Source organism: Pseudomonas sp. KH_017, assembly GCF_057840285.1.
This window is the reverse complement of the sequence record NZ_CM174509.1, coordinates 4936797-4960662: the sequence shown is the minus strand read 5'-3', so window position 1 is coordinate 4960662 and position 23866 is coordinate 4936797. Positions and strand designations below refer to the sequence as shown.

The 23866-nt window shown below is 60.0% G+C and carries 18 protein-coding genes and 1 riboswitch; of the genes, 14 read left to right on the top strand and 4 right to left on the bottom strand.

All coding sequences use genetic code 11. The features are described from left to right. Positions 1-187: 187 nt before the first annotated feature. Complete coding sequence (locus AC3IT6_RS22515; RefSeq protein ID WP_489352882.1) at positions 188-463, bottom strand: hypothetical protein; 276 nt, start codon at positions 461-463, stop codon at positions 188-190. A gap of 189 nt (positions 464-652) precedes the next feature. After that, complete coding sequence (locus tag AC3IT6_RS22510) at positions 653-916, bottom strand: DUF2790 domain-containing protein (protein ID WP_489352880.1); 264 nt, start codon at positions 914-916, stop codon at positions 653-655. A gap of 473 nt (positions 917-1389) precedes the next feature. On the opposite strand from AC3IT6_RS22510, the gene acs reads away from it, so the two are divergent. From acs to argR, 6 genes are all read left to right on the top strand, one after another. Beyond that, a complete protein-coding gene (acs, locus tag AC3IT6_RS22505) occupies positions 1390-3345 on the top strand; it encodes an acetate--CoA ligase (RefSeq protein WP_090457340.1) in 1956 nt (651 codons plus the stop codon). A 701-nt stretch (positions 3346-4046) separates the two neighbouring features. Continuing rightward, positions 4047-4823 carry an ABC transporter substrate-binding protein gene (locus AC3IT6_RS22500; RefSeq protein ID WP_150726077.1) on the top strand — a complete coding sequence of 259 codons (777 nt, stop codon included), beginning with the start codon at positions 4047-4049 and terminating at the stop codon, positions 4821-4823. Positions 4824-4913: 90 nt separating this feature from the next. Continuing rightward, positions 4914-5603 (top strand): ABC transporter permease, encoded by a 690-nt coding sequence (locus tag AC3IT6_RS22495; RefSeq protein WP_150726078.1) that lies wholly within the window; start codon positions 4914-4916, stop codon positions 5601-5603. Further along, positions 5600-6298: an ABC transporter permease gene (locus AC3IT6_RS22490; protein ID WP_223446648.1), complete on the top strand. Its 699-nt coding sequence runs from the start codon at positions 5600-5602 to the stop codon at positions 6296-6298. The genes AC3IT6_RS22495 and AC3IT6_RS22490 overlap by 4 nt, the downstream gene beginning before the upstream one ends. 37 nt (positions 6299-6335) lie before the next feature. Continuing rightward, positions 6336-7100 (top strand): ABC transporter ATP-binding protein, encoded by a 765-nt coding sequence (locus tag AC3IT6_RS22485; RefSeq protein WP_056724137.1) that lies wholly within the window; start codon positions 6336-6338, stop codon positions 7098-7100. A 247-nt stretch (positions 7101-7347) separates the two neighbouring features. After that, the gene (argR, locus tag AC3IT6_RS22480; protein ID WP_046042318.1) at positions 7348-8328 is read left to right on the top strand and encodes a transcriptional regulator ArgR; all 981 of its coding nucleotides are present in this window, start codon (positions 7348-7350) and stop codon (positions 8326-8328) included. Positions 8329-8345: 17 nt separating this feature from the next. On the opposite strand, the gene AC3IT6_RS22475 is transcribed toward argR, so the two are convergent. Further along, positions 8346-13376 (bottom strand): dermonecrotic toxin domain-containing protein, encoded by a 5031-nt coding sequence (locus AC3IT6_RS22475; RefSeq protein WP_489352877.1) that lies wholly within the window; start codon positions 13374-13376, stop codon positions 8346-8348. Between the two features lie 309 nt (positions 13377-13685). Between AC3IT6_RS22475 and AC3IT6_RS22470 the strand changes: the two genes are divergently transcribed. The 7 genes from AC3IT6_RS22470 (at position 13686) to astE (ending at position 21601) form a co-directional block, all read left to right on the top strand. Further along, positions 13686-14906 (top strand): aspartate aminotransferase family protein, encoded by a 1221-nt coding sequence (locus AC3IT6_RS22470; RefSeq protein ID WP_477775263.1) that lies wholly within the window; start codon positions 13686-13688, stop codon positions 14904-14906. Positions 14907-15121: 215 nt separating this feature from the next. Next, positions 15122-16141, top strand: coding sequence for an arginine/ornithine succinyltransferase subunit alpha (gene aruF / locus AC3IT6_RS22465; RefSeq protein WP_489352874.1), 1020 nt, complete (start codon positions 15122-15124; stop codon positions 16139-16141). An 80-nt stretch (positions 16142-16221) separates the two neighbouring features. Further along, positions 16222-17247, top strand: a complete 1026-nt coding sequence (gene astA, locus AC3IT6_RS22460; protein ID WP_110658819.1) for an arginine N-succinyltransferase — start codon at positions 16222-16224, stop codon at positions 17245-17247. Then, positions 17244-18713, top strand: a complete 1470-nt coding sequence (gene astD / locus AC3IT6_RS22455; RefSeq protein ID WP_489356650.1) for a succinylglutamate-semialdehyde dehydrogenase — start codon at positions 17244-17246, stop codon at positions 18711-18713. Before astA ends, astD begins: the two co-directional genes overlap by 4 nt. Before the next feature lie 166 nt (positions 18714-18879). After that, complete coding sequence (astB, locus tag AC3IT6_RS22450; protein ID WP_489352872.1) at positions 18880-20226, top strand: N-succinylarginine dihydrolase; 1347 nt, start codon at positions 18880-18882, stop codon at positions 20224-20226. Positions 20227-20287: 61 nt separating this feature from the next. Further along, the gene (locus AC3IT6_RS22445; protein ID WP_046042326.1) at positions 20288-20578 is read left to right on the top strand and encodes a hypothetical protein; all 291 of its coding nucleotides are present in this window, start codon (positions 20288-20290) and stop codon (positions 20576-20578) included. 12 nt (positions 20579-20590) lie between these two features. Further along, positions 20591-21601, top strand: a complete 1011-nt coding sequence (gene astE / locus AC3IT6_RS22440; protein WP_489352870.1) for a succinylglutamate desuccinylase — start codon at positions 20591-20593, stop codon at positions 21599-21601. Between the two features lie 143 nt (positions 21602-21744). Here astE and AC3IT6_RS22435 read toward each other — a convergent pair whose 3' ends face one another. Continuing rightward, positions 21745-22254, bottom strand: coding sequence for a 6,7-dimethyl-8-ribityllumazine synthase (locus tag AC3IT6_RS22435; RefSeq protein ID WP_223446638.1), 510 nt, complete (start codon positions 22252-22254; stop codon positions 21745-21747). Between the two features lie 103 nt (positions 22255-22357). Then, a riboswitch (FMN riboswitch) is annotated at positions 22358-22528 on the bottom strand. 196 nt (positions 22529-22724) lie between these two features. Here AC3IT6_RS22435 and ltaE point away from each other — a divergent pair. Further along, positions 22725-23729, top strand: a complete 1005-nt coding sequence (ltaE, locus tag AC3IT6_RS22430; protein WP_489352867.1) for a low-specificity L-threonine aldolase — start codon at positions 22725-22727, stop codon at positions 23727-23729. Positions 23730-23866: the final 137 nt, after the last annotated feature.

The following is a 23866-nucleotide window of genomic DNA, read 5'->3' as shown; positions in this document are numbered from 1 at the left end:
TACAGGGCTTTGAACGATGTTGGCGGGGGAAGATTTTTTTTCCTGATTTTTTGCCCTGGACTATTTTTGTTCAAGAAATGACCAAAAAAGGCTTTTTTCACTACATCTTGTGTTTCGGTGGGGTTTTCTCAGGCTCCAGACACAACTAAACCCGACCGAAGTCGGGCTGTGAAGTGACGCTGGCGGATCAGCTCAGGCGAGCGGCACCGACGTGATCGGCGCCATCGGCGGCGAGGCGGGCGGCGCCGGTGTGGTCAGAACCGTCGGAGGCGAGTTTGCCTGCGCCAATGTGGTCTGCACCATCGGCGGCGAGGCGGGCAGCGCCGGTGTGGTCAGCGCCATCGGAAGCGACAGCGGCTTCAGTGGTGTAAGCCGCCGAGCCGGTGCGGTCGTAACCATCGGCAGCGAAGGTGTTGGTAGCCAGGACGGAGAGGGTCAGGGCGAGGATCAGTTGGGTTTTCATGGTCGTTACTCCAGTTTCGCAGGTGTTGTTTGTCTTGGGTTGCAGTTGATACTACGCCGACTATTTCGATTAAAAAGCGCAAATAAATGCTTAAAACAATCGACTTAATCGATCATTTAGGTTCGGCGCTTCATCTGCCGGATCGCGGCGGGTGGGTCGAACCTTTTGGGGGAGGGGTGAAGCAGGAGATCAGCCGTTGGAGCAGCCATTGCCCATCATGCTGTAGCGCAGGATATGCCGTTGGCCGTGGGAATCTTCGTATTCCATTTTCATCGGCACAACTTCACACACGTTCGGGGCTTCGCTCATGGAGATCACTTTGGCGATGTCCAGATGGGTGGAGTAAGTGTATTCCTCGATGGGCGGTTGTTGCTCGGCGACATCAGTCGGGACCTCGCCGGCCATGGCGGTCAGGCACACGCTGCTGAGGGCCAGAACTAATAAAGCTTTCATTTAAGATTTACCTTTTGGAGGTCGAAAGGGGGCACGCAATCCTTTTGAGATTGCGTGTGGGGCTTCGGTATCAGGGGTTTGATTAACTGCCTTCGTGGGGGCTGCAACTGGGTTAATCAGGTTGCCTTGTTGGCGTGGCTGATTTTAGGTGTGCGCGCCTCGTCCATATAGCCGTGGATTTGATAAACACTTTTGACAGATCCTGTAACAATCCCCGAATAGCCTCTTCTTTTGTAGGAGCGAGCTTGCTCGCGATGAGCCAGAGAGCACCGCGGGGTGTCAGATTGGGCGCGTTATCGTTGACGACCATCGCGAGCAAGCTCGCTCCCACAGGTACCGCGGCGATAGTGGGTTTGACGGTTTTTCATGACATTTTGTAGGGGCTTGTTACTACCATCGTCGAATGGTTCTATAGGCCCGGCCCCGCTAAAACGTGGTCATACAAAAACAACTATTCCACCGAGGTAAGAAAGATGAGTGCGGCTTCCCTGTATCCCGTTCGTCCCGAGGTTCTGGCTAACACGCTGACCGACGAGGCGACCTACAAGGCCATGTACCAGCAGTCGGTCGTCAACCCCGACGGCTTCTGGCGCGAGCAAGCCAAGCGCCTCGACTGGATCAAGCCTTTCACCACGGTGAAGCAGACTTCCTTCGACGATCACCATGTCGACATCAAATGGTTCGCCGACGGCACCCTGAACGTTTCCTACAACTGCCTCGACCGTCATCTGGCCGAGCGCGGCGATCAGGTCGCGATCATCTGGGAAGGCGATGACCCTGCCGAAAGCCGCAACATCACTTACCGCGAGCTGCACGAGCAAGTCTGCAAGTTCGCCAACGCCCTGCGTGGTCAGGACGTGCACCGCGGCGACGTGGTGACTATCTATATGCCGATGATCCCCGAAGCCGTGGTCGCCATGCTGGCCTGTACCCGGATCGGCGCGATTCACTCGGTGGTGTTCGGCGGTTTCTCGCCGGAAGCCCTGGCCGGTCGCATCATCGACTGCAAATCCAAAGTGGTGATCACTGCCGACGAAGGTATTCGTGCCGGCAAGAAGATCCCGCTCAAGGCCAACGTCGACGACGCGCTGACCAATCCGGAAACCAGCAGCATCCAGAAAGTCATCGTGTGCAAGCGCACCGGCGGCGACATCAAGTGGAACCAGCATCGCGACATCTGGTTCGAGGACCTGATGAAAGTGGCGGGCACCGTGTGCGCGCCGAAAGAGATGGGCGCCGAAGAAGCGCTGTTCATCCTTTACACCTCCGGCTCCACCGGCAAGCCGAAGGGCGTGCAGCACACCACCGGCGGTTACTTGCTGTACGCAGCCATGACCCACGAGCGCGTGTTCGACTACCGCCCGGGTGAAATCTACTGGTGCACCGCCGACGTCGGCTGGGTCACCGGCCACAGTTACATCGTCTACGGCCCGCTGGCCAACGGCGCGACCACGCTGCTGTTCGAAGGCGTGCCGAACTACCCGGACATCACCCGGGTGGCGAAGATCGTCGACAAGCACAAGGTCAACATCCTCTACACCGCACCGACCGCGATCCGCGCCATGATGGCCTCGGGCACCGCCGCTGTTGAAGGTGCCGATGGCAGCAGCCTGCGCCTGTTGGGTTCGGTGGGCGAGCCGATCAACCCGGAAGCCTGGGACTGGTACTACAAGAATGTCGGCAAGTCCCGTTGCCCGATCGTCGACACCTGGTGGCAGACCGAAACCGGCGGCAACATGATGAGCCCGCTGCCGGGTGCTCACGCGCTCAAGCCAGGCTCTGCGGCGCGTCCGTTCTTCGGCGTGGTGCCGGCACTGGTGGACAACCTGGGCAACATCGTCGAAGGCGAGGCCGAGGGCAACCTGGTGATTCTCGATTCGTGGCCAGGCCAGGCGCGTACGCTGTTTGGCGACCATGACCGCTTCGTTGATACCTACTTCAAGACTTTCCGTGGCATGTACTTCACCGGTGACGGTGCCCGTCGCGATGCCGATGGCTACTACTGGATCACCGGTCGCGTGGACGACGTGCTCAACGTGTCCGGCCACCGCATGGGCACCGCCGAGATCGAAAGCGCGATGGTCGCTCACCCGAAAGTCGCCGAAGCCGCTGTGGTCGGTGTGCCGCACGACATCAAGGGGCAGGGCATTTATGTCTATGTCACCCTTAAAAACGGTGAAGAGCCGAACGAGCAGTTGCGTCTGGAACTGAAAAACTGGGTGCGCAAGGAGATTGGTCCGATTGCTTCGCCGGATGTTATCCAGTGGGCACCGGGGCTGCCGAAGACTCGCTCGGGCAAGATCATGCGCCGGATTCTGCGCAAGATTGCTACGGCTGAATATGATGGGTTGGGTGATATTTCCACCCTGGCTGATCCGAGTGTGGTGCAGCATTTGATTGATACGCACAAGACGATGAATGTCGCGTAAGCGGCGGATCTGAGTCACTGAAAGCCCTGTCAGGTGTTGAGCCTGGCGGGGCTTTTTTGTGCCTGAGGTTTTTGTGTTGGCTGGGCTGGCCTCTTCGCGGGCAAGCCCGCTCCCACAGGGATTTGCGGTGTATATGCGATCTGAACCACACCACAAAATCTGTGGGAGCGGGCTTGCTCGCGAAGGCGATCTGCCATGCGTCGAAGCAACATCTACCAATAAATATCGGTTTCCTCTGTCGGCATTTTCCTACTGTTACCTGCGTTCTTTCAGGTTACTGAATGTGTAACCGCATCGCTTCAACACGGGGTATTGGGAAACGCCAAGCCCCACATCGGTGTTTAAAAAGCACCGCTGAAAAATAAGAACCCACGCTGCGCTTGCCGGATTAGAAGGGTTTGCCAATAATAGGCCCGCAATTTGCAACACAGATCGGTTTAATGTCTTTTGCTCTTGCATGATTTTGCAGGGCTGTCAACGCGCTAAAACGGCTTTCTCAGTGCTTCTGTAATTAGTTGTCGCATTGAAGAAATATCGGCCTCGGGCCTGTCGTTAGAATGCCGATCACTCGCTCGTCGTTGCTCGTGTTGAATTTCAACACCCGCTTCCCAGGACGCAGCACTGCTTTCCGGTTCCACTCACTCGCATATTGGGCTGTTGCTCACTCTGCCGTTTTTGCCCTTTACCGATGGAGTCCCAAGATGAAGAAACTCGTGCTGCTTGGCGCCCTGGCACTGTCCGTGCTGTCCATGCCAACCTTCGCCGATGAAAAACCTCTGAAAATCGGTATCGAGGCGGCTTATCCTCCGTTCGCGTCCAAGGCACCGGACGGCAGCATCGTTGGTTTCGACTACGACATCGGCAACGCGCTGTGTGAAGAAATGAAGGTCAAGTGCGTTTGGGTCGAGCAAGAGTTCGACGGCCTGATCCCTGCGCTTAAGGTGCGCAAGATCGACGCCATCCTGTCGTCCATGTCGATCACTGAAGATCGCAAGAAGTCCGTGGACTTCACCAACAAGTACTACAACACCCCGGCTCGCCTGGTCATGAAGGCCGGCACTCAGGTCAGCGAAGGCCTGACCGAGCTCAAGGGCAAGAACATCGGCGTGCAGCGTGGTTCGATCCACGAACGTTTCGCCCGCGAAGTCCTGGCCCCGCTGGGTGCCGAGATCAAGCCTTACGGTTCGCAGAACGAAATTTACCTCGACGTGGCCGCCGGCCGCCTCGACGGTACCGTGGCAGACGCTACGCTTCTGGATGACGGTTTCCTGAAAACCGACGCCGGTAAAGGTTTCGCCTTCGTCGGCCCTGCGTTCACCGACGTCAAATACTTCGGCGACGGCGTAGGCATCGCGGTGCGCAAGGGTGACAAGGAAGATCTGGACAAGCTCAACAACGCTATCGCGGCCATTCGTGCGAACGGCAAGTACAAGCAAATCCAGGACAAGTACTTCGCCTTCGATATCTACGGCAAGTAATACGTCCCAGCGACAAGTCCGAAATGGCGCAAGCAACAGGATCTCTGAGGTTTGCGCCATTTTTTCATCCTACTTTCGAGGACCTGAATCATGTTGAAAGGCTACGGGGCTGTCATCCTCGATGGCGCTTGGCTGACGCTTCAGCTCGCCTTGTCGTCCATGGCCATGGCCATCGTTCTGGGCCTGATCGGCGTGGCACTGCGTCTGTCGCCGGTGCGCTGGCTGGCCTGGCTGGGCGACCTGTATTCCACGGTGATCCGCGGTATTCCCGACCTGGTGCTGATCCTGCTGATTTTCTACGGCGGCCAGGACCTGCTCAACCGCGTCGCACCGCTGCTCGGCTTTGACGATTACATCGACCTGAACCCGTTGGCGGCCGGTATCGGCACACTGGGTTTCATCTTCGGTGCGTACCTGTCGGAAACTTTCCGTGGCGCCTTCATGGCGATCCCTAAAGGCCAGGCTGAAGCCGGCATGGCTTACGGCATGAGCAGTTTCCAGGTGTTCTTCCGGGTGTTGGTGCCGCAGATGATTCGCCTGGCGATTCCGGGTTTCACCAACAACTGGCTGGTATTGACCAAGGCTACCGCGCTGATTTCGGTGGTGGGTCTGCAAGACATGATGTTCAAGGCCAAGCAGGCGGCCGATGCCACCCGCGAGCCTTTCACCTTCTTCCTCGCAGTGGCGGCGATGTACCTGGTGATCACCAGTGTGTCGTTGCTGGCATTGCGTCACCTTGAGAAGCGCTACTCGGTAGGCGTAAGGGCGGCTGATCTATGATCTTCGACTACAACGTCATTTGGGAGGCCTTGCCGCTGTACCTCGGCGGCCTGGTGACCACCCTCAAACTGCTCGCGCTGTCGCTGTTCTTCGGCTTGCTGTGCGCCTTGCCGCTGGGCTTGATGCGCGTTTCGAAGAACGCGGTCGTCAACATGTCGGCCTGGCTCTTCACCTACGTGATCCGCGGCACACCGATGCTGGTGCAGCTGTTCTTGATCTACTACGGTCTGGCGCAGTTCGAAGCCGTGCGTGAAAGCTTCCTCTGGCCGTGGCTGTCCAGCGCAACGTTCTGTGCGTGCCTGGCGTTCGCAATCAACACCAGCGCCTACACCGCCGAAATCATCGCCGGCAGCCTGCGCGCCACGCCGAACGGCGAGATCGAAGCGGCCAAGGCCATGGGCATGTCGCGGGTCAAGATGTACAAGCGCATCCTGCTGCCGTCGGCCCTGCGCCGCGCGCTGCCGCAGTACAGCAACGAAGTGATCATGATGCTGCAGACCACCAGTCTGGCGTCCATCGTGACCCTGATCGACATCACCGGTGCCGCGCGCACGGTCAACGCCCAGTTCTACCTGCCGTTCGAGGCGTACATCACCGCCGGCGTGTTCTACCTGTGCCTGACCTTCATCCTGGTGAAACTGTTCAAGATGGCCGAGCGCCGCTGGCTGGGCTACCTGGCCCCGCGCAAGCACTGAATACCACTGACTGACTGTTTTTGTGAGAACCGACAGCATGTACAAACTTGAAGTCCAAGACCTGCATAAACGCTATGGCAGTCACGAAGTGCTCAAGGGCGTGTCCCTGAAAGCGGCAGCCGGCGATGTGATCAGCATCATCGGTTCCAGTGGCTCCGGCAAAAGTACTTTCCTGCGCTGCATCAACCTGCTGGAGCAGCCGCACGCGGGCAAGATCCTGCTCAACAACGAAGAGCTGAAGCTGGTGGCGAACAAGGACGGCGCGCTCAAGGCTGCCGACCCGAAACAGCTGCAACGCATGCGCTCGCGCCTGTCGATGGTGTTCCAGCATTTCAACCTGTGGTCGCACATGACCGCGCTGGAAAACATCATGGAAGCGCCGGTGCATGTACTTGGCATGTCCAAGGCCGAGGCTCGCGACAAGGCCGAGCACTACCTGAACAAGGTAGGCGTTGCTCATCGCAAGGATGCTTACCCTGGCCACATGTCCGGCGGCGAGCAGCAGCGCGTGGCGATTGCCCGTGCGCTGGCGATGGAACCTGAGGTGATGTTGTTCGACGAACCGACCTCGGCCCTCGACCCGGAGCTGGTCGGCGATGTGCTGAAGGTCATGCAGGCCCTGGCCCAGGAAGGCCGGACCATGGTTGTGGTGACTCACGAAATGGGCTTTGCCCGTGAAGTGTCGAACCAGTTGGTGTTCCTGCATAAAGGTGTGGTCGAAGAAAGCGGCAACCCGCGCGAAGTGCTGGTGAACCCGCAATCGGAGCGTTTGCAGCAATTCCTGTCCGGCAGCTTGAAGTAATCAGGACTGCCGTTGTGCACAGGGATAGTGCATGCTTCGCAGCCTGGAGGCTGGCCCCGATCCCCTGTGGGAGCGGGCTTGCTCGCGAATGCGGTGTGACATTCAACGCAGATGTCGACTGATCCACCGCTTTCGCGAGCAAGCCCGCTCCCACATTTGATCTCTGTTGGTTCTGAGATTTGCGTTCATTTACGGGCTAGCATTGGCCCATGCCTTCATCACTGTTCTCCGCTTCGGATTGCCCACCATGACTGCCCATCGAATTGGTTTCCTGATTTGGCCCAGCACTAAAGCACTGACGCTTGCGCTGGCTGAGGAGGCCTTGCGTGTTGCCCAGCGTGTGCATCCGGACGTGGTTTACGAACTGTCATTCCTGCAGGCCGAACCGCCGGCCGAAAGCGCCTGGCAATTGCCGGGTGAGGCGTGGACCGGCAAGCTCGAAAACTTCCAGAAACTGTTCCTGCTCGCTGACGAACCACCGACCGCACTGGCGCCGGCGCTCAGCAGTGCGCTCAAGCAACTGGTGCGTTCCGGTTGCGTGATCGGCGGTCTGTCGGCCGGTGTTTACCCGCTGGCACAACTGGGCTTGCTCGACGGTTATCGCGCGGCCGTGCATTGGCGCTGGCAGGACGATTTCGCCGAGCGCTTCCCCAAAGTCATCGCCACCAGTCACCTGTTCGACTGGGATCGCGATCGCCTGACCGCGTGCGGCGGCATGTCGGTACTCGATTTGCTGCTGGCAGTGCTGGCCCGCGACCACGGTGCGGAACTGGCCGGTGCGGTATCCGAAGAGCTGGTGGTCGAGCGCATTCGCGAGGGCGGCGAACGCCAGCGTATTCCGTTGCAGAATCGCCTTGGTTCCAGCCATCCGAAGCTCACACAAGCGGTGTTGCTGATGGAAGCCAACATCGAAGAACCGCTGACCACCGACGAAATCGCCCAGCACGTGTGCGTGTCCCGTCGGCAGCTGGAGCGGATTTTCAAGCAATACCTCAATCGTGTGCCGAGCCAGTACTACCTGGAGCTGCGCCTGAACAAGGCCCGGCAGATGTTGATGCAAACCAGCAAGTCGATCATCCAGATCGGCCTGTCGTGCGGTTTCTCCTCGGGGCCGCATTTCTCCAGCGCCTATCGCAATTTCTTCGGTGCCACGCCGCGGGAAGATCGCAACCAGCGGCGCAGCAGCAGCCCGTTCGAATTGTCATCGGTGCCGCCGGAGCGCGGTTGATCCGCGCCTGACCCCGATCAATCTTCCGGTTCGGACGCCTCGGAAGTCGACATCTCCAATTCTGCCCGTTCGATCACTTCCTGAACCCTGAAGTCGACACCGGTCAGCCTGAAATACTCAAGCAGTATTTGCAGGCCTTCTTCAGAGAACGGATTACCCCGCAAGCTGATGCTTTCGGCGACCTCCAGCGGCAGTTCGAGGAGGTCGGCGGGTATCTGGCTGATTGCGTTGTCACCCAGGTCTACGGTTTCCAGGTTCTTGAGCTGCATCAGTCCGGTGGGTAATTCGCTGAGCCCGCAGTTGTCCAGTTGCAGGGTCGTCAGGTCTGCCATCTGGCTGATATCCGGAGCCAGCCCCAGCGGATTGTTTCTCAAGTCGATGAATTCCAGGCGGGCCATCTCGGCCAGGTTCAGGACCGACTGCGGGGTCAGGGTGATGTTGCAGTCGAGGAGATTGAGCGACTTCAAATCGCCCATCCGGAAGATCGCCTCCGGGATATCGCCCAGCCTGAAGTCGTTGATAACCAGGGTCTTGAGTTTGGGGAAACGCTCCAGGAACCCGGTGACGCCTGTGGTCAGGCCGCTCTCGCTACTCAGGTAAACCAGGGAAACATGGCTGAAGTCTGCGCTCAGTGTCGGCAGGTGACCGGTAATCCGCGTCTCCAGACTCAGATCATAAGTAATCGCTTGCAGCGAATCGTTGAAATCATCCAGATCGCTTTCCCGGCGCCAGCAGCGCAGTACGGACTCTCTGAAGGCGTCCCGCGTTGAATGTTCGATCTGCAGTTGCTGGGCAGTGAATGGTTGATTGCTGTGAGGGTGGACGGCAGGGATATCCGCGGTCCAGGCGGACAGGTCGTTCTCCAGGGTGACGAGTTCTGCCTCCAGGCGTGTCAGTTCGACTCGCCCCTCATCCAGGGTCCCGGGCAGTTGGTAGACGAATTTGCTGGCATCTTCCTGGTCCATCCAGGGGTACAGCGCCTGCGCGCGGTGGATATCTGTTTCTTCGGCGTAGATACCGAAGTCTTGACGGGTCTGCTGGAAGTGCTGTTTGAGGCGTTCACGGGTTGCGCTTGAAAACGGATTGTTGCCCAGGTCGAAACCCTCCTGGGTGCTTTGTTGCAGTGTGAACAGTGCACTAGGCAACTCTTTGATCTGGTTGTCATTGAGCAGGGCGGTGCGCAGGCGCGGACGAGTCAGCAATTCGCGCGGGAGTTCAGTGATGCCTGTCTGCGATAAATCGATGTAGTTCAAATCGGGCATGCTGCCGACATTGGGTGCCAGGCCCAGGGGGTTCTTGTACAAGTCCATTGCGGTCAACCGATGCTGGCCCGCGAGCCCGATCTGGGTTTCGGGGCTGAGGGTGATCGCGCAATTGCTCAGAATGAGTTCTTCGAGTTGCAGCGATGCAAGGGTGTCCGGCAAGTGGCCAAGGCTGAAGTTGCGCAGTTTCAGGATGCGTAAACCGGTAAAGCTGCGCAGAAACTCATGCACGCCCCGCGTGGCGCTACTGCCTTCCAGTCTCAGCATTGTCACGCCGCTGAAGTCGGTGCTCAGGGTCGGCAATTGGCCGATGATGGGTTGGAAGAAGTTGAAGTCGGCCGTTTCAAGGGTGGTATCGGGAACGGTCCATTGCTGTCGCCAGCAGTCCATCAGATCGAAGGTGAATTGTCGGCGGACCTGCTTTTGTACAGCGAACTGCTCGGGAGTGATCCTGATTGGCGTGTCTGGAATGAACAGCGGAATTTCATCGCGCCAGGACGAAAGCGTCTCCAGCAGTTGCGTGTGTTGAGCCATGAGCCGACCCAGCTCTGCCCGCGGTCCGCTGGGGTGCTGTTGCAAGCGTTCGACGAAGGTGTCGAGCTCTTCGGCTGATAGGTGGGGAAACAGTGTCTGCACCCGGGTTTGCAAGGTGGGTGTGTTACCTGGCATTCGACGATACCCGTCACTGCCACCGAGCAAGCGCATCACCTTTGGGTCGTAGGTGGGTTTGAGGTCGGGGTGTTGAATCAGCAGCGCGCGCAATGCATCACGGCTCAAGGCGTGCTGGCGTATCAGCTGCTTGAGCCGTATACCTTCACCGATATTTAGATTCAAGGCGGTGCGTTCGCTGTCCGGCATGGCCTGTAGCAGGCAAGTGTATAGCGAGCCCATGCCGCTGAGTTCTTCGCCGTCATGATCGAACGCTTGATACGAGCCTTCTTCTCTGAGTACCAACACCTTACGCAGGGGGGCGTCGGCACTGCCGACGCTGTCGATCAGGAGGCCCTCATGGGCGTACTGGCGGATTTCCAGGCGTAGTTGTCCCGTCCAGCCCGGCAGTTTTTCCAGGGTGTGCAAGGCAAGCCGGTCGGTGTCGAGGTTGTTCTCGGTTGACGGCAAATCAAGCCCCTCGTAGGCGCGTGTCACGCGCACTTGCAATCCGGCCTCCCGGCTCAGTTCGGCCAGGCGAGGGGCAACGGTTGAGTTTTTTAGCTGTTGCAGTTCCAGATCGCTTGCAGTGTCCACAATCGCTTGAGCAACGCTGCGTGGCAGGCCGGGCTCGGCATCCATGACCACTTGTACGGCTGCGCGAGCGCCACGTTCGAGTCTGCGATAACGCTGATCGAACAGGCTTTGCCGTTTCTGTTCGGCAAGTTGCGCGAGTATCTGGCGCAACCGTTGCGCCCGGTTTTCCGGGGTTGAGGAGGGACGGCCGAACTCTTCGCCCACCAGCGTTCTGGCTTCCCTGTCCGACAGGGCCAGGAGAAAGGTTTTCAGCAGGTCGTCGTCGGTGAGGCGGGCGGTATCGATTTGCACCACGGGCACATCGGGCGCCGGGCTTTGCCAAAGGGTTTGCGCATTTTTGTCGATCAGTCGCAGGCCTTTGTTTGCCGGCCAGTAGCCGTTTTCATTGAGCAGTTCCAGCTGTGTCACTGGATCCGCCTTGAGGAAGTGTTCCGGCTGATCGCTGCCGATCTGATCGATAAAGGCTTGTATGTCCTGATCGATCCTGAAGCGTTTGAGTGTGTCGGCCAATAGCGGTGGCACCTGCTCTGCATTCACGTGCATCTTGCGCAGGACATCTTCGTGGCTGCCGCTGATATTGAGGATGCGCTCGCGGGTGCTGGCCGAAAATCGCTGCATGTTCGGGCCGACACGGTGCAGTACGGTGGCCTGGTCCCAGTTCAACGGCTGGTCGAGTTCGGTTTGCCAGGCACCGCTGCCGTTGTGTCGCAGTTGTGGTTTGTAGGCGTCAGGGCGGGAGGGGTGGTCGATGCGGTACTCGCCGGTTAGCGGATCCTTGCTCACGGCGTAGTGTCTGTTTTCCAGGGGCAGCAGGTTTTTGCCCTGATGCAGGTGCAGCCCCAGTTCATCCGGTTTTGCATCCTTGGGTAAAACCGCAGGGTGTTCATAGGTGGTCAGGTCGGGCTGCCAGTAACGGGTGTCGCCGTTCGGCCTTTTTACCGTATTGAAGCGGTCGATGAATTCAACGATCTCCCGGGGCAATACCGAGCGAAATTCGCCGGCCGCGATCGCACCACCGGCGGCAAAGGTTCCCAGTTGCACTACGGACTCCACCACGCCCATCAAGTGCCCTAAGGCCTCGCGACTCTGTCCCTCGGCCCAATCGACCACGCTTTCGAAGGTTTCGTCGAGCAATTGGTAGGCCATGTAGCCCAGCATCAGTTCGCCGAGAAACGGCACGAATGGCAGTGCCACGAAAGCGGCGATGTTCAGCAGTGCCGAGGCAATTTCCGTGAAGGAATCCCACAGCGCCCAACGGGCTTTCTGGTCGACCGTTGCAGTGGACACCGCGATCACCCGCGCATCGTTGAGGATCTTGTCGAGCTTGCTCTGGTAGAGGTGAGTCCACAGTTCTGCTGTGACAGGCGTTGCCACGATCTGCAGATCCGCACGCGAGTTGGGTTGTTCCCGCCAGGTCGGACGAGAATCGCCTGGCTGGACCGGTTGCCAGGTGATCGGGACAAGCAGTTGGTTCAACTGTGCGAAAAAGTGACCGCGGTCCTCATGGTTAATGAAACGGCTGAAAAACTGTTGATAGGCGGGGTCGCATAGACGCCGACCCAGTTCCTCGGCGAAGGCTGCGGACGAGGGGTATTCCTTGATCGGCTGTTCGGGGTCGCCCGGTATATAAGCCACCACGCGCACCACTTCCCGGGCGCGCTCCAGGTCCGGGGCAAACAGCAGGATGCCGGTGAGGCGCGCGTTGAGGATCGTCAAGTCATGACAGCGCCATGGCTGCTTGTGCAGGCGCAGATGCGGCAGGTTGTCGAGCAGGCCGAGAATCAGGCTGTGGGTGCCGCTGCCCAGGAGGTTTTGCATCTGTGCCAGGTGCAATGCAGCGGTGATTGCGGATTTCTGGCTGTCGCGGATTTTCCCTTGCAGCAGCGCCGAGTCCACCGGGTTGCCGATACTCAGATTGTCTTCCAGATAGGTTTTATAGCGCTGGCCAATGTCCAGCTCCCGGCACATACCGGTAAATGCCGTGACAGGCATTTTTTCCAGGATCAGCGGCAAGGTCAGGAATTGCCCGTTGGAAGACGGCGCGGTGATGTAAGTCGAGGCGGGCTCGAAGGCGTCTGCGTGGGTCTCGGCACTTTCGAAATTGTGCAGTGCGGCGTCCAGCAGCGATACCGTCCAGGTGCGCGCAGCGCCTGACTTCAGCCGTAGCCACGGCAGGTGATCAGGTAGGTAGAGGCGCAAAAACGTTTCGCGCACATTCAAATCCAGACCGAAGCGGCGCTTGAGTTCGGCCTTGAGCAACGGTTCGGTGAAGTCCGCGGGGTTCTGCAGGTTGGCCAGTGCCTTGTCGACCTGGTTCTGGCTGGAGGCCTGTCGGGCGATCAGCCGGGCGAGTTCGGTGTGGTGATGTTTCGACGCATTCCGTAGTCCGGCGGGCAGGGCGGGGGTGATGTTGCGCAGCGCCCCACGTCTGTGCGGCGCCGCCTGACGGAGCCAGGAGGGGATGACATTCTGCAGATGCTGGAAATGAGCGTCCGGCCTGAAAGCGTCGGAGGCAATAGTGGCAGTGGATTCGGTAATCATCGGGTCAGTGGCCGTTGGCTTTGAAAGGCCACTAGGAAAACCCGCGAAGCTGGACGCTGTGCGGTACATATTTACCGCACTCGGACCCTTGGCAAGCGTTACAACGCAGCAAGCCTGCCGCAAACGCCCGCCGCCAGTTAAACTGCGCCTTTGCGACCCTATATGTCGCATTGCCGTAAACCCGGGAAAATCCGGGGTTTGCGCTATAAGAAGTTGTCGCTTGGCGGCAAGGCCGGGCTGAAAACTGTCCTTACAATCCTCACCAAGCTCGCCAGTTTCAGGCGAGTGTTTTCTCTTCAGGAGACTCCGATGTCCGTTGAGCACGCTGCGGTACAACGCGCCGATTTCGATCAGGTAATGGTTCCCAACTATGCGCCTGCCGCATTCATTCCTGTGCGTGGCGCCGGTTCCCGCGTTTGGGACCAGTCCGGTCGCGAGCTGATCGACTTCGCCGGCGGGATCGCCGTCAACGTGCTGGGCCACGCGCATCCGGCGCTGGTCGGCGCCTTGACCGAGCAGGCGAACAAGCTGTGGCACGTGTCCAACGTGTTCACCAATGAGCCGGCCCTGCGCCTGGCCCACAAGTTGGTCGACGCCACCTTTGCCGACCGCGCCTTCTTCTGCAACTCCGGCGCCGAAGCCAACGAGGCCGCCTTCAAGCTGGCCCGTCGTGTCGGTTTTGACCGTTTCGGCAGCGAGAAGTACGAGATCATCGCCGCGCTCAACAGCTTCCACGGCCGTACCCTGTTCACCGTGAACGTCGGTGGCCAGTCGAAGTACTCTGATGGCTTCGGTCCGAAAATCACCGGCATCACCCACGTGCCGTACAACGATCTGGCCGCGCTGAAAGCCGCCATTTCCGACAAGACTTGCGCCGTGGTGCTGGAACCGATCCAGGGCGAAAGCGGTGTAATCCCGGCCGAACTGGAATACCTGCAAGGTGCCCGCGAGCTCTGCACCGCGCACAACGCGCTGCTGATTTTCGACGAAGTGCAAACCGGCATGGGCCGTACCGGCCATCTGTTCGCCTACCAGCATTACGGCGTGATCCCGGACATCCTGACCAGCGCCAAGAGCCTGGGCGGTGGTTTCCCGATCGCGGCGATGCTGACCACCGAAGACCTGGCCAAGCACCTGGTCGTCGGCACCCACGGCACCACTTACGGCGGCAACCCGCTGGCGTGCGCTGTCGCGGAAGCCGTGATCGACGTGGTCAACACCCCTGAGGTGCTGGCCGGTGTCAACGCCAAGCACGACAAGTTCAAGGCCCGCCTTGAGCAGATCGGCGAAAAGTACGGCCTGTTCACCAAGGTTCGTGGCATGGGCCTGTTGATCGGTTGCGTCCTGAGCGATGCCTGGAAAGGCAAGGCCAAGGACATCTTCAACGCCGCTGAGCAAGAAGGCCTGATGGTCCTGCAAGCCGGCCCGGACGTGGTGCGTTTCGCCCCGAGCCTGGTGGTGGAAGACGCCGATATCGATGCTGGTCTGGACCGCTTCGAACGTGCCGCAGCAAAACTGACGCAAGCCTGATAGACCCTTCGACGCCTGAGTTTTCAGGCGTCGAACCCAATTTTTGTTCCGGGCCGGATCAAATGTGGGAGCGGGCTTGCTCGCGAAAGCGGTGTATCAGTCAACATTTTTGCTGTCTGACCCAGCGCTTTCGCGAGCAAGCCCACTCCCACAGTCTCCTGCGGAGATGGCCCGGGATTTTTTTTCTGTAAATTCTGAGATTAAGGAGTGACACCATGCTGGTGATGCGCCCCGCGCAAATGGCTGATCTGGGCGAGGTACAGCGTCTGGCTGCGGACAGTCCGATTGGTGTCACTTCCTTGCCGGATGACGTTGAGCGCCTGAGCGACAAGATCGCGGCAAGCGAAGCCTCGTTCGCCGCTGAGGTGAGTTTCAACGGTGAGGAAAGCTATTTCTTCGTCCTCGAAGACTCCGCTACCGGCAAGCTGGTCGGTTGCTCGGCCATCGTGGCTTCGGCCGGTTACTCCGAGCCGTTCTACAGCTTCCGCAACGAAACCTTCGTGCACGCTTCGCGCGAGCTGAAGATTCACAACAAGATCCACGTGCTCTCGCAGTGCCATGACCTGACCGGCAACAGCTTGCTGACCAGCTTCTATGTGCAGCGCGAGCTGGTGGGTTCGCCGTGGTCGGAGCTCAACTCCCGTGGCCGTTTGCTGTTCGTGGCCAGCCATCCGGAGCGTTTTGCCGATTCCGTGGTGACCGAGATCGTCGGTTACAGCGATGAAAACGGCGACTCGCCATTCTGGGATGCCATCGGTCGCAACTTCTTCGACCTAAACTACGCCGAAGCCGAACGTCTGTGCGGGCTGAAAAGCCGTACGTTCCTCGCCGAACTGATGCCGCATTACCCGATCTACGTGCCACTGCTGCCGGACTCCGCGCAAGAAGCCATGGGCCAGGTACACCCGCGGGCGCAGATCACCTTCGACATCCTGATGCGCGAAGGCTTCGAGACCGATCACTACATCGACATCTTCGACGGCGGCCCGACCTTGCATGCCCGTGTCTCGGGGATCCGTTCGATCGCCCAGAGCCGTGTGGTGCCGGTGAAGATCGGCGAGCCGGTCAAAGGCGTCGGTCGCCAGTATCTGGTCGCCAATGCCCAGTTGCAGGATTACCGCGCAGTGATGCTTGAGCTCGATTACGCGCCAGGCAAACCGGTGACCCTGGACCTGGACGCGGCCGAGGCCCTGGGCGTCGGCGAGGGTGCCAGCGTGCGCCTGGTCGCGGTTTAACAGCGGCCTGGCCTGATTGCTTGTTTAGTAAAGCAGCGAAGTTTCACGGGTGGCGCAAGCGGCCCGTTTGAGGAGATAGCATGATCGTTCGTCCCGTACGCAGCAGCGATTTACCCGCTCTGATCGACCTGGCCCGCAGCACCGGCACCGGCCTGACCACCTTGCCGGCCAACGAAGAGCGGCTGGCCCATCGGGTCGGCTGGGCCGAGAAGACCTTTCGCGGCGAAGCCGGGCGGGGCGATGCGGACTACCTGTTCGTGCTCGAAGATGACGACGCTCGCGTGGTGGGTATTTCCGCCATTGCCGGCGCCGTCGGCCTGCGTGAGCCCTGGTACAACTTCCGGGTCGGTCTGACGGTCAGCGCTTCGCAGGAGCTGAACATCTATCGCGAAATCCCGACGCTGTTCCTGGCCAACGACCTGACCGGCAACTCCGAGCTGTGCTCGCTGTTCCTGCACGCCGATTACCGCAGTGGCCTCAACGGTCGCATGCTGTCCAAGGCGCGGATGCTGTTCATCGCCGAATTCCCGCAATTGTTCGGCAACAAGATCATTGCCGAAATGCGCGGTGTTTCCGACGAGGCCGGGCGTTCGCCGTTCTGGGAAAGCCTGGGCCGGCACTTCTTCAAGATGGAGTTCAGCCAGGCTGACTACCTGACCGGTGTGGGCAACAAGGCGTTCATCGCCGAGCTGATGCCGAAATTCCCGCTCTACACCTGCTTCCTGTCGCCGGATGCGCGCAACGTGATCGGTCAGGTTCACCCGGACACCGAGCCGGCACTGGCCATGCTCAAGAGCGAAGGTTTCAGCTACCAGGGCTACGTCGACATTTTCGACGCAGGTCCTGCGATCGAGTGCGAAACCGGCAAGATCCGCGCCGTGCGCGACAGCCAGGCGCTGGTGCTGGCCGTTGGCACACCGGGTGACGACGCCACGCCATTCATCATTCACAACCGCAAGCGCGAAGACTGCCGGATCACTGCTGCGCCAGCACGTCTGGCCGCCGGTACCCTGGTGGTCGATCCGCAGACCGCCAAACGTCTTCAACTCAACGCGGGCGATCAAGTGCGCGCCGTGGCGTTGTCCGCAGCTCGGGAGTCGAAATAATGAAGTCGCTTTACATCGCAGGTGAATGGCTGGCAGGTGGGGGCGAAGCCTTCGAGTCGCTGAACCCGGTGACCCAGCAAGTGCTGTGGTCCGGCGTTGGCGCCACCGCCGCTCAGGTCGAGTCGGCTGTGCAAGCGGCGCGTCAGGCGTTCCCGGACTGGGCGCGGCGTACCCTGGAAGAGCGTATCTCGGTGCTGGAAGCCTTTGCCGCCGCGCTGAAGAATCACGCTGACGAACTGGCCCGCACCATCGGCGAAGAAACCGGCAAACCCCTGTGGGAAGCGGCGACCGAAGTCACCAGCATGGTCAACAAGATCGCGATCTCGGTGCAGAGCTACCGCGAGCGTACCGGCGAGAAGAGCGGCCCCCTGGGCGACGCCACCGCTGTGCTGCGTCACAAGCCACACGGTGTGGTGGCGGTGTTTGGTCCTTACAACTTCCCGGGTCACCTGCCGAACGGCCACATCGTGCCGGCGCTGCTGGCCGGTAACAGCGTGCTGTTCAAGCCAAGCGAACTGACACCGAAAGTCGCCGAGTTGACGGTCAAGTGCTGGATCGAGGCTGGCCTGCCGGCCGGCGTATTGAACCTGCTGCAAGGCGCTCGCGAAACCGGCATCGCCCTGGCGGCGAACCCGGGCATCGACGGGCTGTTCTTCACCGGTTCCAGCCGCACCGGCAATCACCTGCATCAGCAATTCGCCGGTCGTCCGGACAAGATCCTCGCGCTGGAGATGGGCGGTAACAACCCGCTGGTGGTCGATCAGGTCGCCGACCTCGATGCCGCGGTTTACACCATCATTCAGTCGGCGTTCATTTCCGCCGGCCAGCGTTGCACCTGTGCCCGTCGTTTGCTGGTGCCACAAGGCGCCTGGGGCGACTCGCTGCTGGCGCGCCTGGTGGCGGTCAGCGCGACGATCGAAGTCGGTGCTTTCGATCAGCAACCGGCACCGTTCATGGGCTCGGTGGTTTCCCTTGGCGCGGCAAAAGCGTTGATGGATGCGCAAGAACATCTGCTGGCCAACGGCGCCGTGGCGCTGCTGGAAATGACTCAGCCTCAGGCTCAATCGGCCTTGCTGACCCCGGGCATCCTGGACGTGTCCGCTGTTGCCGATCGTCCTGACGAAGAGCTGTTCGGCCCGTTGCTGCAGGTGATCCGCTACGCTGATTTTGCAGCGGCGATCGCTGAAGCCAACGACACCGCCTACGGTCTGGCCGCCGGTCTGCTGTCGGACTCCGAAGCGCGTTACCAGCAATTCTGGCTGGAAAGCCGCGCCGGTATCGTCAACTGGAACAAGCAACTGACCGGTGCCGCAAGCAGCGCGCCATTCGGCGGTGTCGGCGCCTCGGGTAACCACCGCGCCAGCGCCTACTACGCGGCGGATTACTGCGCGTACCCGGTTGCCTCGCTGGAAACGCCGAGCCTGGTGATGCCTACCGCCCTGACGCCTGGCGTGAAGATGGCGTGATGCCCAATCGCGAGCAGGCTCGCTCCCACAAGGACTGCGTCGAACACAAAATTTGTGAACACTGCTGAACCTGTGGGAGCGGGCTTGCCCGCGAAGGCCGCGACTCGGTCGCACTGAACAGTTAGTTACTGAAGCCATAACAACAGATTCTCGTGGAGCCTCGCTGATGAAATCCTATGAAGTCAATTTTGACGGTCTAGTGGGGCCGACCCATAACTACGGCGGCCTGTCCTACGGCAACGTCGCGTCCCAGAGCAACAGCCAGCAGTCTTCCAACCCCAAGGAAGCGGCGCTGCAAGGCCTGGCAAAGATGAAAGCGCTGATGGAAATGGGTTTCCAGCAAGGCGTGCTGGCACCGCAAGAGCGCCCGGATGTGGCCGCCCTGCGTCGCCTGGGTTTTGGCGGCACCGACGTTCAAGTGATCGAGCGCGCTGCCAAAGACGCAATGCCGCTGCTGGTGGCCAGTTGCTCGGCCTCGAGCATGTGGGTGGCCAACGCCGCCACCGTCAGCCCGAGCGCCGACACCGCTGACGGCCGTGTGCATTTCACCGCCGCCAACCTCAACTGCAAATATCACCGCAGCATCGAACACCCGACCACCAGCCGCGTGCTGGGTGCGATGTTCGCTGACCAGAAACACTTCGCCCACCATGCGGCCTTGCCGGCCGTGGCGCAGTTCGGTGACGAAGGCGCGGCCAACCACACGCGTTTCTGCCGTGAATACGGCGAAGCCGGTGTCGAGTTCTTCGTGTTCGGCCGCAGCGCGTTCGACACCCGCTACCCGGCACCGCAGAAGTACCCGGCGCGCCAGACCCTCGAAGCGTCCCAGGCCGTAGCCCGTTTGCATGGCTTGAGCGATGACGGCGTGGTCTACGCCCAGCAGAACCCGTCGGTGATCGACCAGGGCGTGTTCCACAACGACGTGATTGCGGTCGGTAACGGCGAAGTGCTGTTCTATCACGAGGACGCGTTCCTCGAAACCGAGAAGATGCTCGCTGAATTGCAGAGCAAACTCGCCAAAGTCGGTGGGAAATTTCAGTCAGTCTGCGTACCGCGTTCCGCAGTAAGCGTGGAAGACGCGGTACGTTCCTACCTGTTCAATAGCCAGCTGCTGTCGCGTCCTGACGGCTCCATGCTGTTGATCGTGCCGGAAGAATGCCGTGGCAACGAGCGTGTCTGGCAATACTTGCAGGGTTTGACCAGCTCTGGCGGCCTGATCCGCGAAGTGAAAGTCTTCGATCTCAAGCAGAGTATGCAGAACGGCGGTGGCCCGGCTTGCCTGCGGTTGCGCGTCGCACTCAACGAAACCGAACTGGCGGCCGTCAACCCAGGGGTTATCATGACCGCACCGTTGTACGGCACACTGACCGAATGGGTCGAGAAGCACTACCGCGACCGCATGACCGAAAACGATCTGGCGGACCCGCAATTGCTGCTTGAGTGCCGGACGGCACTGGATGAACTGACGCAAATCCTTAAACTGGGCGCGGTTTATCCATTCCAGATCAATTGATCGACGGCGCGCCGCCTTCTACGGCAGTGCGCTGCTTCATCTCAAACGAGAGCGTAAAGACATGAGCGATACCCTGCAGCTGATCCTTGAAGACACCGACGGCACGCAACTGGAGACTTCCTGCACCCGTGTCGCGGTCCTGTGGCAAGGCAAAGAGCTGTGGATCCAGCAGGACGGCCGCGGCCAACTGTTGATCGGCGTGGACGTCGAAGAAGGCGACGCCGAATACGCCAACCTGCTGTTGCGCCCATTGGCGACTAATCTGGTAAGTCTGCAACTGGAGATGGAACCGGCTGAACTCGGCGACGACGAAGATCACGTTCACGGCCCGGATTGCAATCACGACCACTAAGGAAACCGCTCTATGCTCGCCCTCGGCAAACTGCTTGAACTGACCCTCGCCGGCCGCGAACCGGCGGAGAAGACTCAACTGACTGTCGAAGGCGTGCGCATGCGCTGGTTGAGCGAAGGTGCGCTGGAAGTCCGGCCACCTGAAGCGCGTGACAATGGCCTGGACCTGCTGCTGTCGGCGGGGATCCATGGCAACGAAACAGCGCCGATCGAGTTGCTCGATCGCCTGTTGCACGACATTGCCCGCGGTGATCTGAAGCCGCGCGCACGTATTCTGTTCCTGTTCGGCAACCCGGAAGCGATTCGCAAGGGCGAGCGTTTCGTCGAGCAGGACGTCAATCGACTATTCAATGGTCGTCACGAACAAAGCAGCGGCTCCGAAGCCCTGCGCGCCTGTGAACTGGAGCGTTTGGCAGCGAGTTTCTTCAATCTACCCGACCGTCAGCGCCTGCATTACGACCTGCATACGGCGATTCGTGGCTCGAAAATCGAGCAATTCGCCTTGTACCCGTGGAAAGAAGACCGCCAGCATTCGCGTCAGGAACTGGCGCGCCTGCGTGCTGCCGGCATGGAAGCGGTGTTGTTGCAGAACAAGCCGTCTATCGTGTTCAGCGCCTACACCTACGACAAGCTGGGTGCCGAGGCCTTCACCTTGGAGTTGGGCAAGGCGCGGCCGTTCGGTCAGAACGACGGGGTCAACGTCTCGCTGCTGGAGAAGCGCCTCAAGCAGATCATCGAAGGCACCGAGCCGGAAATGACTGAAGAAGCACTGGACGGTTTGCAGCTGTACAGCGTGGCGCGGGAAATCATCAAGCACAGCGACAGCTTCCGCCTGAACCTGCCGGCGGACATCGAGAACTTTTCGGAGCTGGAAGTGGGTTACCTGCTGGCGGAAGACATCGCCAACACCCGCTGGATCATCGAGGAGGAGGGCGCCCGGATCATCTTCCCGAACCCCAGGGTGAAGAATGGTTTGCGTGCCGGCATCCTGGTCGTGCCGACCACTGACGAAAACCTGGCCTGAAATCAGCGTAGAACCAATGTGGGAGCGGGCTTGCTCGCGAAGGCGGTGGCACATCCAGCATCGATGTGACTGTTACACCGCTTTCGCGAGCAAGCCCGCTCCCACATTTGGTTTTGAGTGAGGCCATAGACCTCACTTAGCCTTTAGACGGCTACTGCGCGCGGCTCAGTGCGACGCAGGCTACGGATCTTCAGCAGCGTATCCGCACAGGTCTTCGCCGCTTCCTGGCCTTTATGCAGGAAATGCTCGAAGAAGAACTTCTGGTGCTCTTCACCGGCATGGAAGTGGTGCGGGGTCAGGGACACCGAGAACACCGGCACTTCGGTTTCCAGTTGTACCTGCATCAGGCCGCTGACCACCGACTGGGCGACGAACTCGTGACGGTAGATCCCGCCGTCCACCACCAGGGCTGCCGCGACGATGCCGGAATAACGACCGGTCTTGGCCAGCAACTTGGCGTGCAGGGGCATTTCAAAGGCACCGCCGACTTCGAAGCAGTCGATGTCGGACTCCTGATAACCCTGGGCAATCATTTCGGCGACGAAGCCTTTACGGCTCTGGTCGACAATGTCCTTGTGCCAGCAGGCCTGGATGAACGCAACGCGCTCGCCGTGATGGTGTTTACTTTTGCTGTCGATTGCGGTGGGTTGCATGTTCTGACTCCTGTTTGTGTGAAAAACAGGGCGTTATGAATCGAAGGGGATCTGAGGGTACGCACGCTCGCACGAATGCCGGCGGACGGCCCTTTGTTGTCAATCCCGTTCTCTCTTCATCCGGACTATGACCGTCGGCCCCGGGATCACACCGGGTCTGCTGACCTTGCTGCCAGGCACCGCCGAAGCCGTGCTGTCACCAAGCGCTCGCGGGCTATGCGCATTGTGCGCAATTACCGCCGGTGGGGAGTTGCACCCCGCCCTGAGAACGTTTTTGCCGCCGGAATGTTTGGCGGCGCAGCGTTTTTATCACATATTTCCGGTATGCGCATGACCCCTTTTGGATGATTGTCATCGACTTTTCCGTTGGTTTAATCGGCCTTTTCCTACGCGAGGGTTGATTAATCGTCGCCATGCCCGCAGTAATTCTTTCCTGAAAGGGATTTCCCCTGCTTACCGAGGCCAGATTCATGAGCGTTATCGATCTTCGCAGCGACACCGTCACCCAACCCTCCGCCGGCATGCTCGACGCGATGGCCAAAGCCGCCACCGGCGATGACGTGTATGGCGAAGATCCGACGGTCAATCACCTGGAAGCCGAACTGGCCAGGCGCCTGGGTTTTGCCGCGGCACTGTTCGTGCCGACCGGCACCATGAGCAACCTGCTGGGGTTGATGGCCCATTGCGCGCGCGGTGACGAGTACATCGTCGGCCAGCAGGCCCACACTTATAAGTATGAAGGGGGTGGCGCGGCGGTGCTTGGCTCGATCCAGCCGCAACCGCTGGAAGCACAGGCCGATGGTTCGCTGGACCTGGCGCGGGTTGCCGCCGCGATCAAGCCGGACGACTTCCATTTCGCACGCACCCGTTTGCTGGCGCTGGAAAACACCATGCAAGGCAAGGTCCTGCCGTTGGAGTACCTGGCGCGGGCGCGCAGTTTTACCCGCGAGCATGGCTTGCAACTGCACCTGGACGGCGCACGCCTCTACAACGCGGCAGTGAAACTGGGCGTGGATGCCCGGGAAATCACCCAACATTTCGATTCCGTCTCGGTGTGCCTGTCCAAAGGCCTGGGCGCACCGGTCGGTTCCGTGCTGTGCGGCTCAGCCGAGTTGATCGGCAAAGCCCGGCGACTGCGCAAGATGGTTGGCGGCGGCATGCGTCAGGCCGGCATTCTCGCGGCGGCGGGCCTGTATGCACTGGATCACAACGTAGAGCGCCTGGCCGACGACCACGCAAACGCACAGCTGCTGGCCGAAGGCCTGCGCGGGGCAGGCTACGAGGTCGAGCCGGTGCAGACCAACATGGTTTACGTGCAGATGGGCGACCAGGCCGAGGCCATCAAGGCCTTTGCCGCCGAGCGCGGGATCAAGCTCAGTGCCGCCGCGCGTCTGCGCATGGTCACGCACATGGACGTCAGCCGTGCGCAAATCGAGCAAGTCGTCGCGACATTCGTCGGCTTTTCGCGCAAGTGATAGCGTTAGCGCTCCAATTGAGCGTTTCTATCGTATAAACACGCTGTACCCCGCGCGCAGGGCCGATATAATGCGGCCCTTTGCCGTCGCTTCGTCTGTTGACGTTTCGAACAGGCCTTTGGCCGCAGCCTCCGTGG

Bases quoted from the DNA above. Each gene is read 5' to 3' on its own strand.
- AC3IT6_RS22510 (WP_489352880.1), bottom strand. From the start codon at position 916: ATGAAAGCTTTATTAGTTCTGGCCCTCAGCAGCGTGTGCCTGACCGCC.
- AC3IT6_RS22490 (WP_223446648.1), top strand. From the start codon at position 5,600: ATGATCTTCGACTACAACGTCATTTGGGAGGCCTTGCCGCTGTACCTC.
- AC3IT6_RS22435 (WP_223446638.1), bottom strand. From the start codon at position 22,254: ATGCAACCCACCGCAATCGACAGCAAAAGTAAACACCATCACGGCGAG.
- AC3IT6_RS22445 (WP_046042326.1), top strand. From the start codon at position 20,288: ATGAGCGATACCCTGCAGCTGATCCTTGAAGACACCGACGGCACGCAA.
- astE (WP_489352870.1), top strand. From the start codon at position 20,591: ATGCTCGCCCTCGGCAAACTGCTTGAACTGACCCTCGCCGGCCGCGAA.
- AC3IT6_RS22470 (WP_477775263.1), top strand. From the start codon at position 13,686: ATGTCCGTTGAGCACGCTGCGGTACAACGCGCCGATTTCGATCAGGTA.
- AC3IT6_RS22475 (WP_489352877.1), bottom strand. From the start codon at position 13,376: ATGATTACCGAATCCACTGCCACTATTGCCTCCGACGCTTTCAGGCCG.
- AC3IT6_RS22515 (WP_489352882.1), bottom strand. From the start codon at position 463: ATGAAAACCCAACTGATCCTCGCCCTGACCCTCTCCGTCCTGGCTACC.
- ltaE (WP_489352867.1), top strand. From the start codon at position 22,725: ATGAGCGTTATCGATCTTCGCAGCGACACCGTCACCCAACCCTCCGCC.
- acs (WP_090457340.1), top strand. From the start codon at position 1,390: ATGAGTGCGGCTTCCCTGTATCCCGTTCGTCCCGAGGTTCTGGCTAAC.
- astA (WP_110658819.1), top strand. From the start codon at position 16,222: ATGATCGTTCGTCCCGTACGCAGCAGCGATTTACCCGCTCTGATCGAC.
- AC3IT6_RS22495 (WP_150726078.1), top strand. From the start codon at position 4,914: ATGTTGAAAGGCTACGGGGCTGTCATCCTCGATGGCGCTTGGCTGACG.
- aruF (WP_489352874.1), top strand. From the start codon at position 15,122: ATGCTGGTGATGCGCCCCGCGCAAATGGCTGATCTGGGCGAGGTACAG.
- AC3IT6_RS22500 (WP_150726077.1), top strand. From the start codon at position 4,047: ATGAAGAAACTCGTGCTGCTTGGCGCCCTGGCACTGTCCGTGCTGTCC.
- argR (WP_046042318.1), top strand. From the start codon at position 7,348: ATGACTGCCCATCGAATTGGTTTCCTGATTTGGCCCAGCACTAAAGCA.
- AC3IT6_RS22485 (WP_056724137.1), top strand. From the start codon at position 6,336: ATGTACAAACTTGAAGTCCAAGACCTGCATAAACGCTATGGCAGTCAC.
- astB (WP_489352872.1), top strand. From the start codon at position 18,880: ATGAAATCCTATGAAGTCAATTTTGACGGTCTAGTGGGGCCGACCCAT.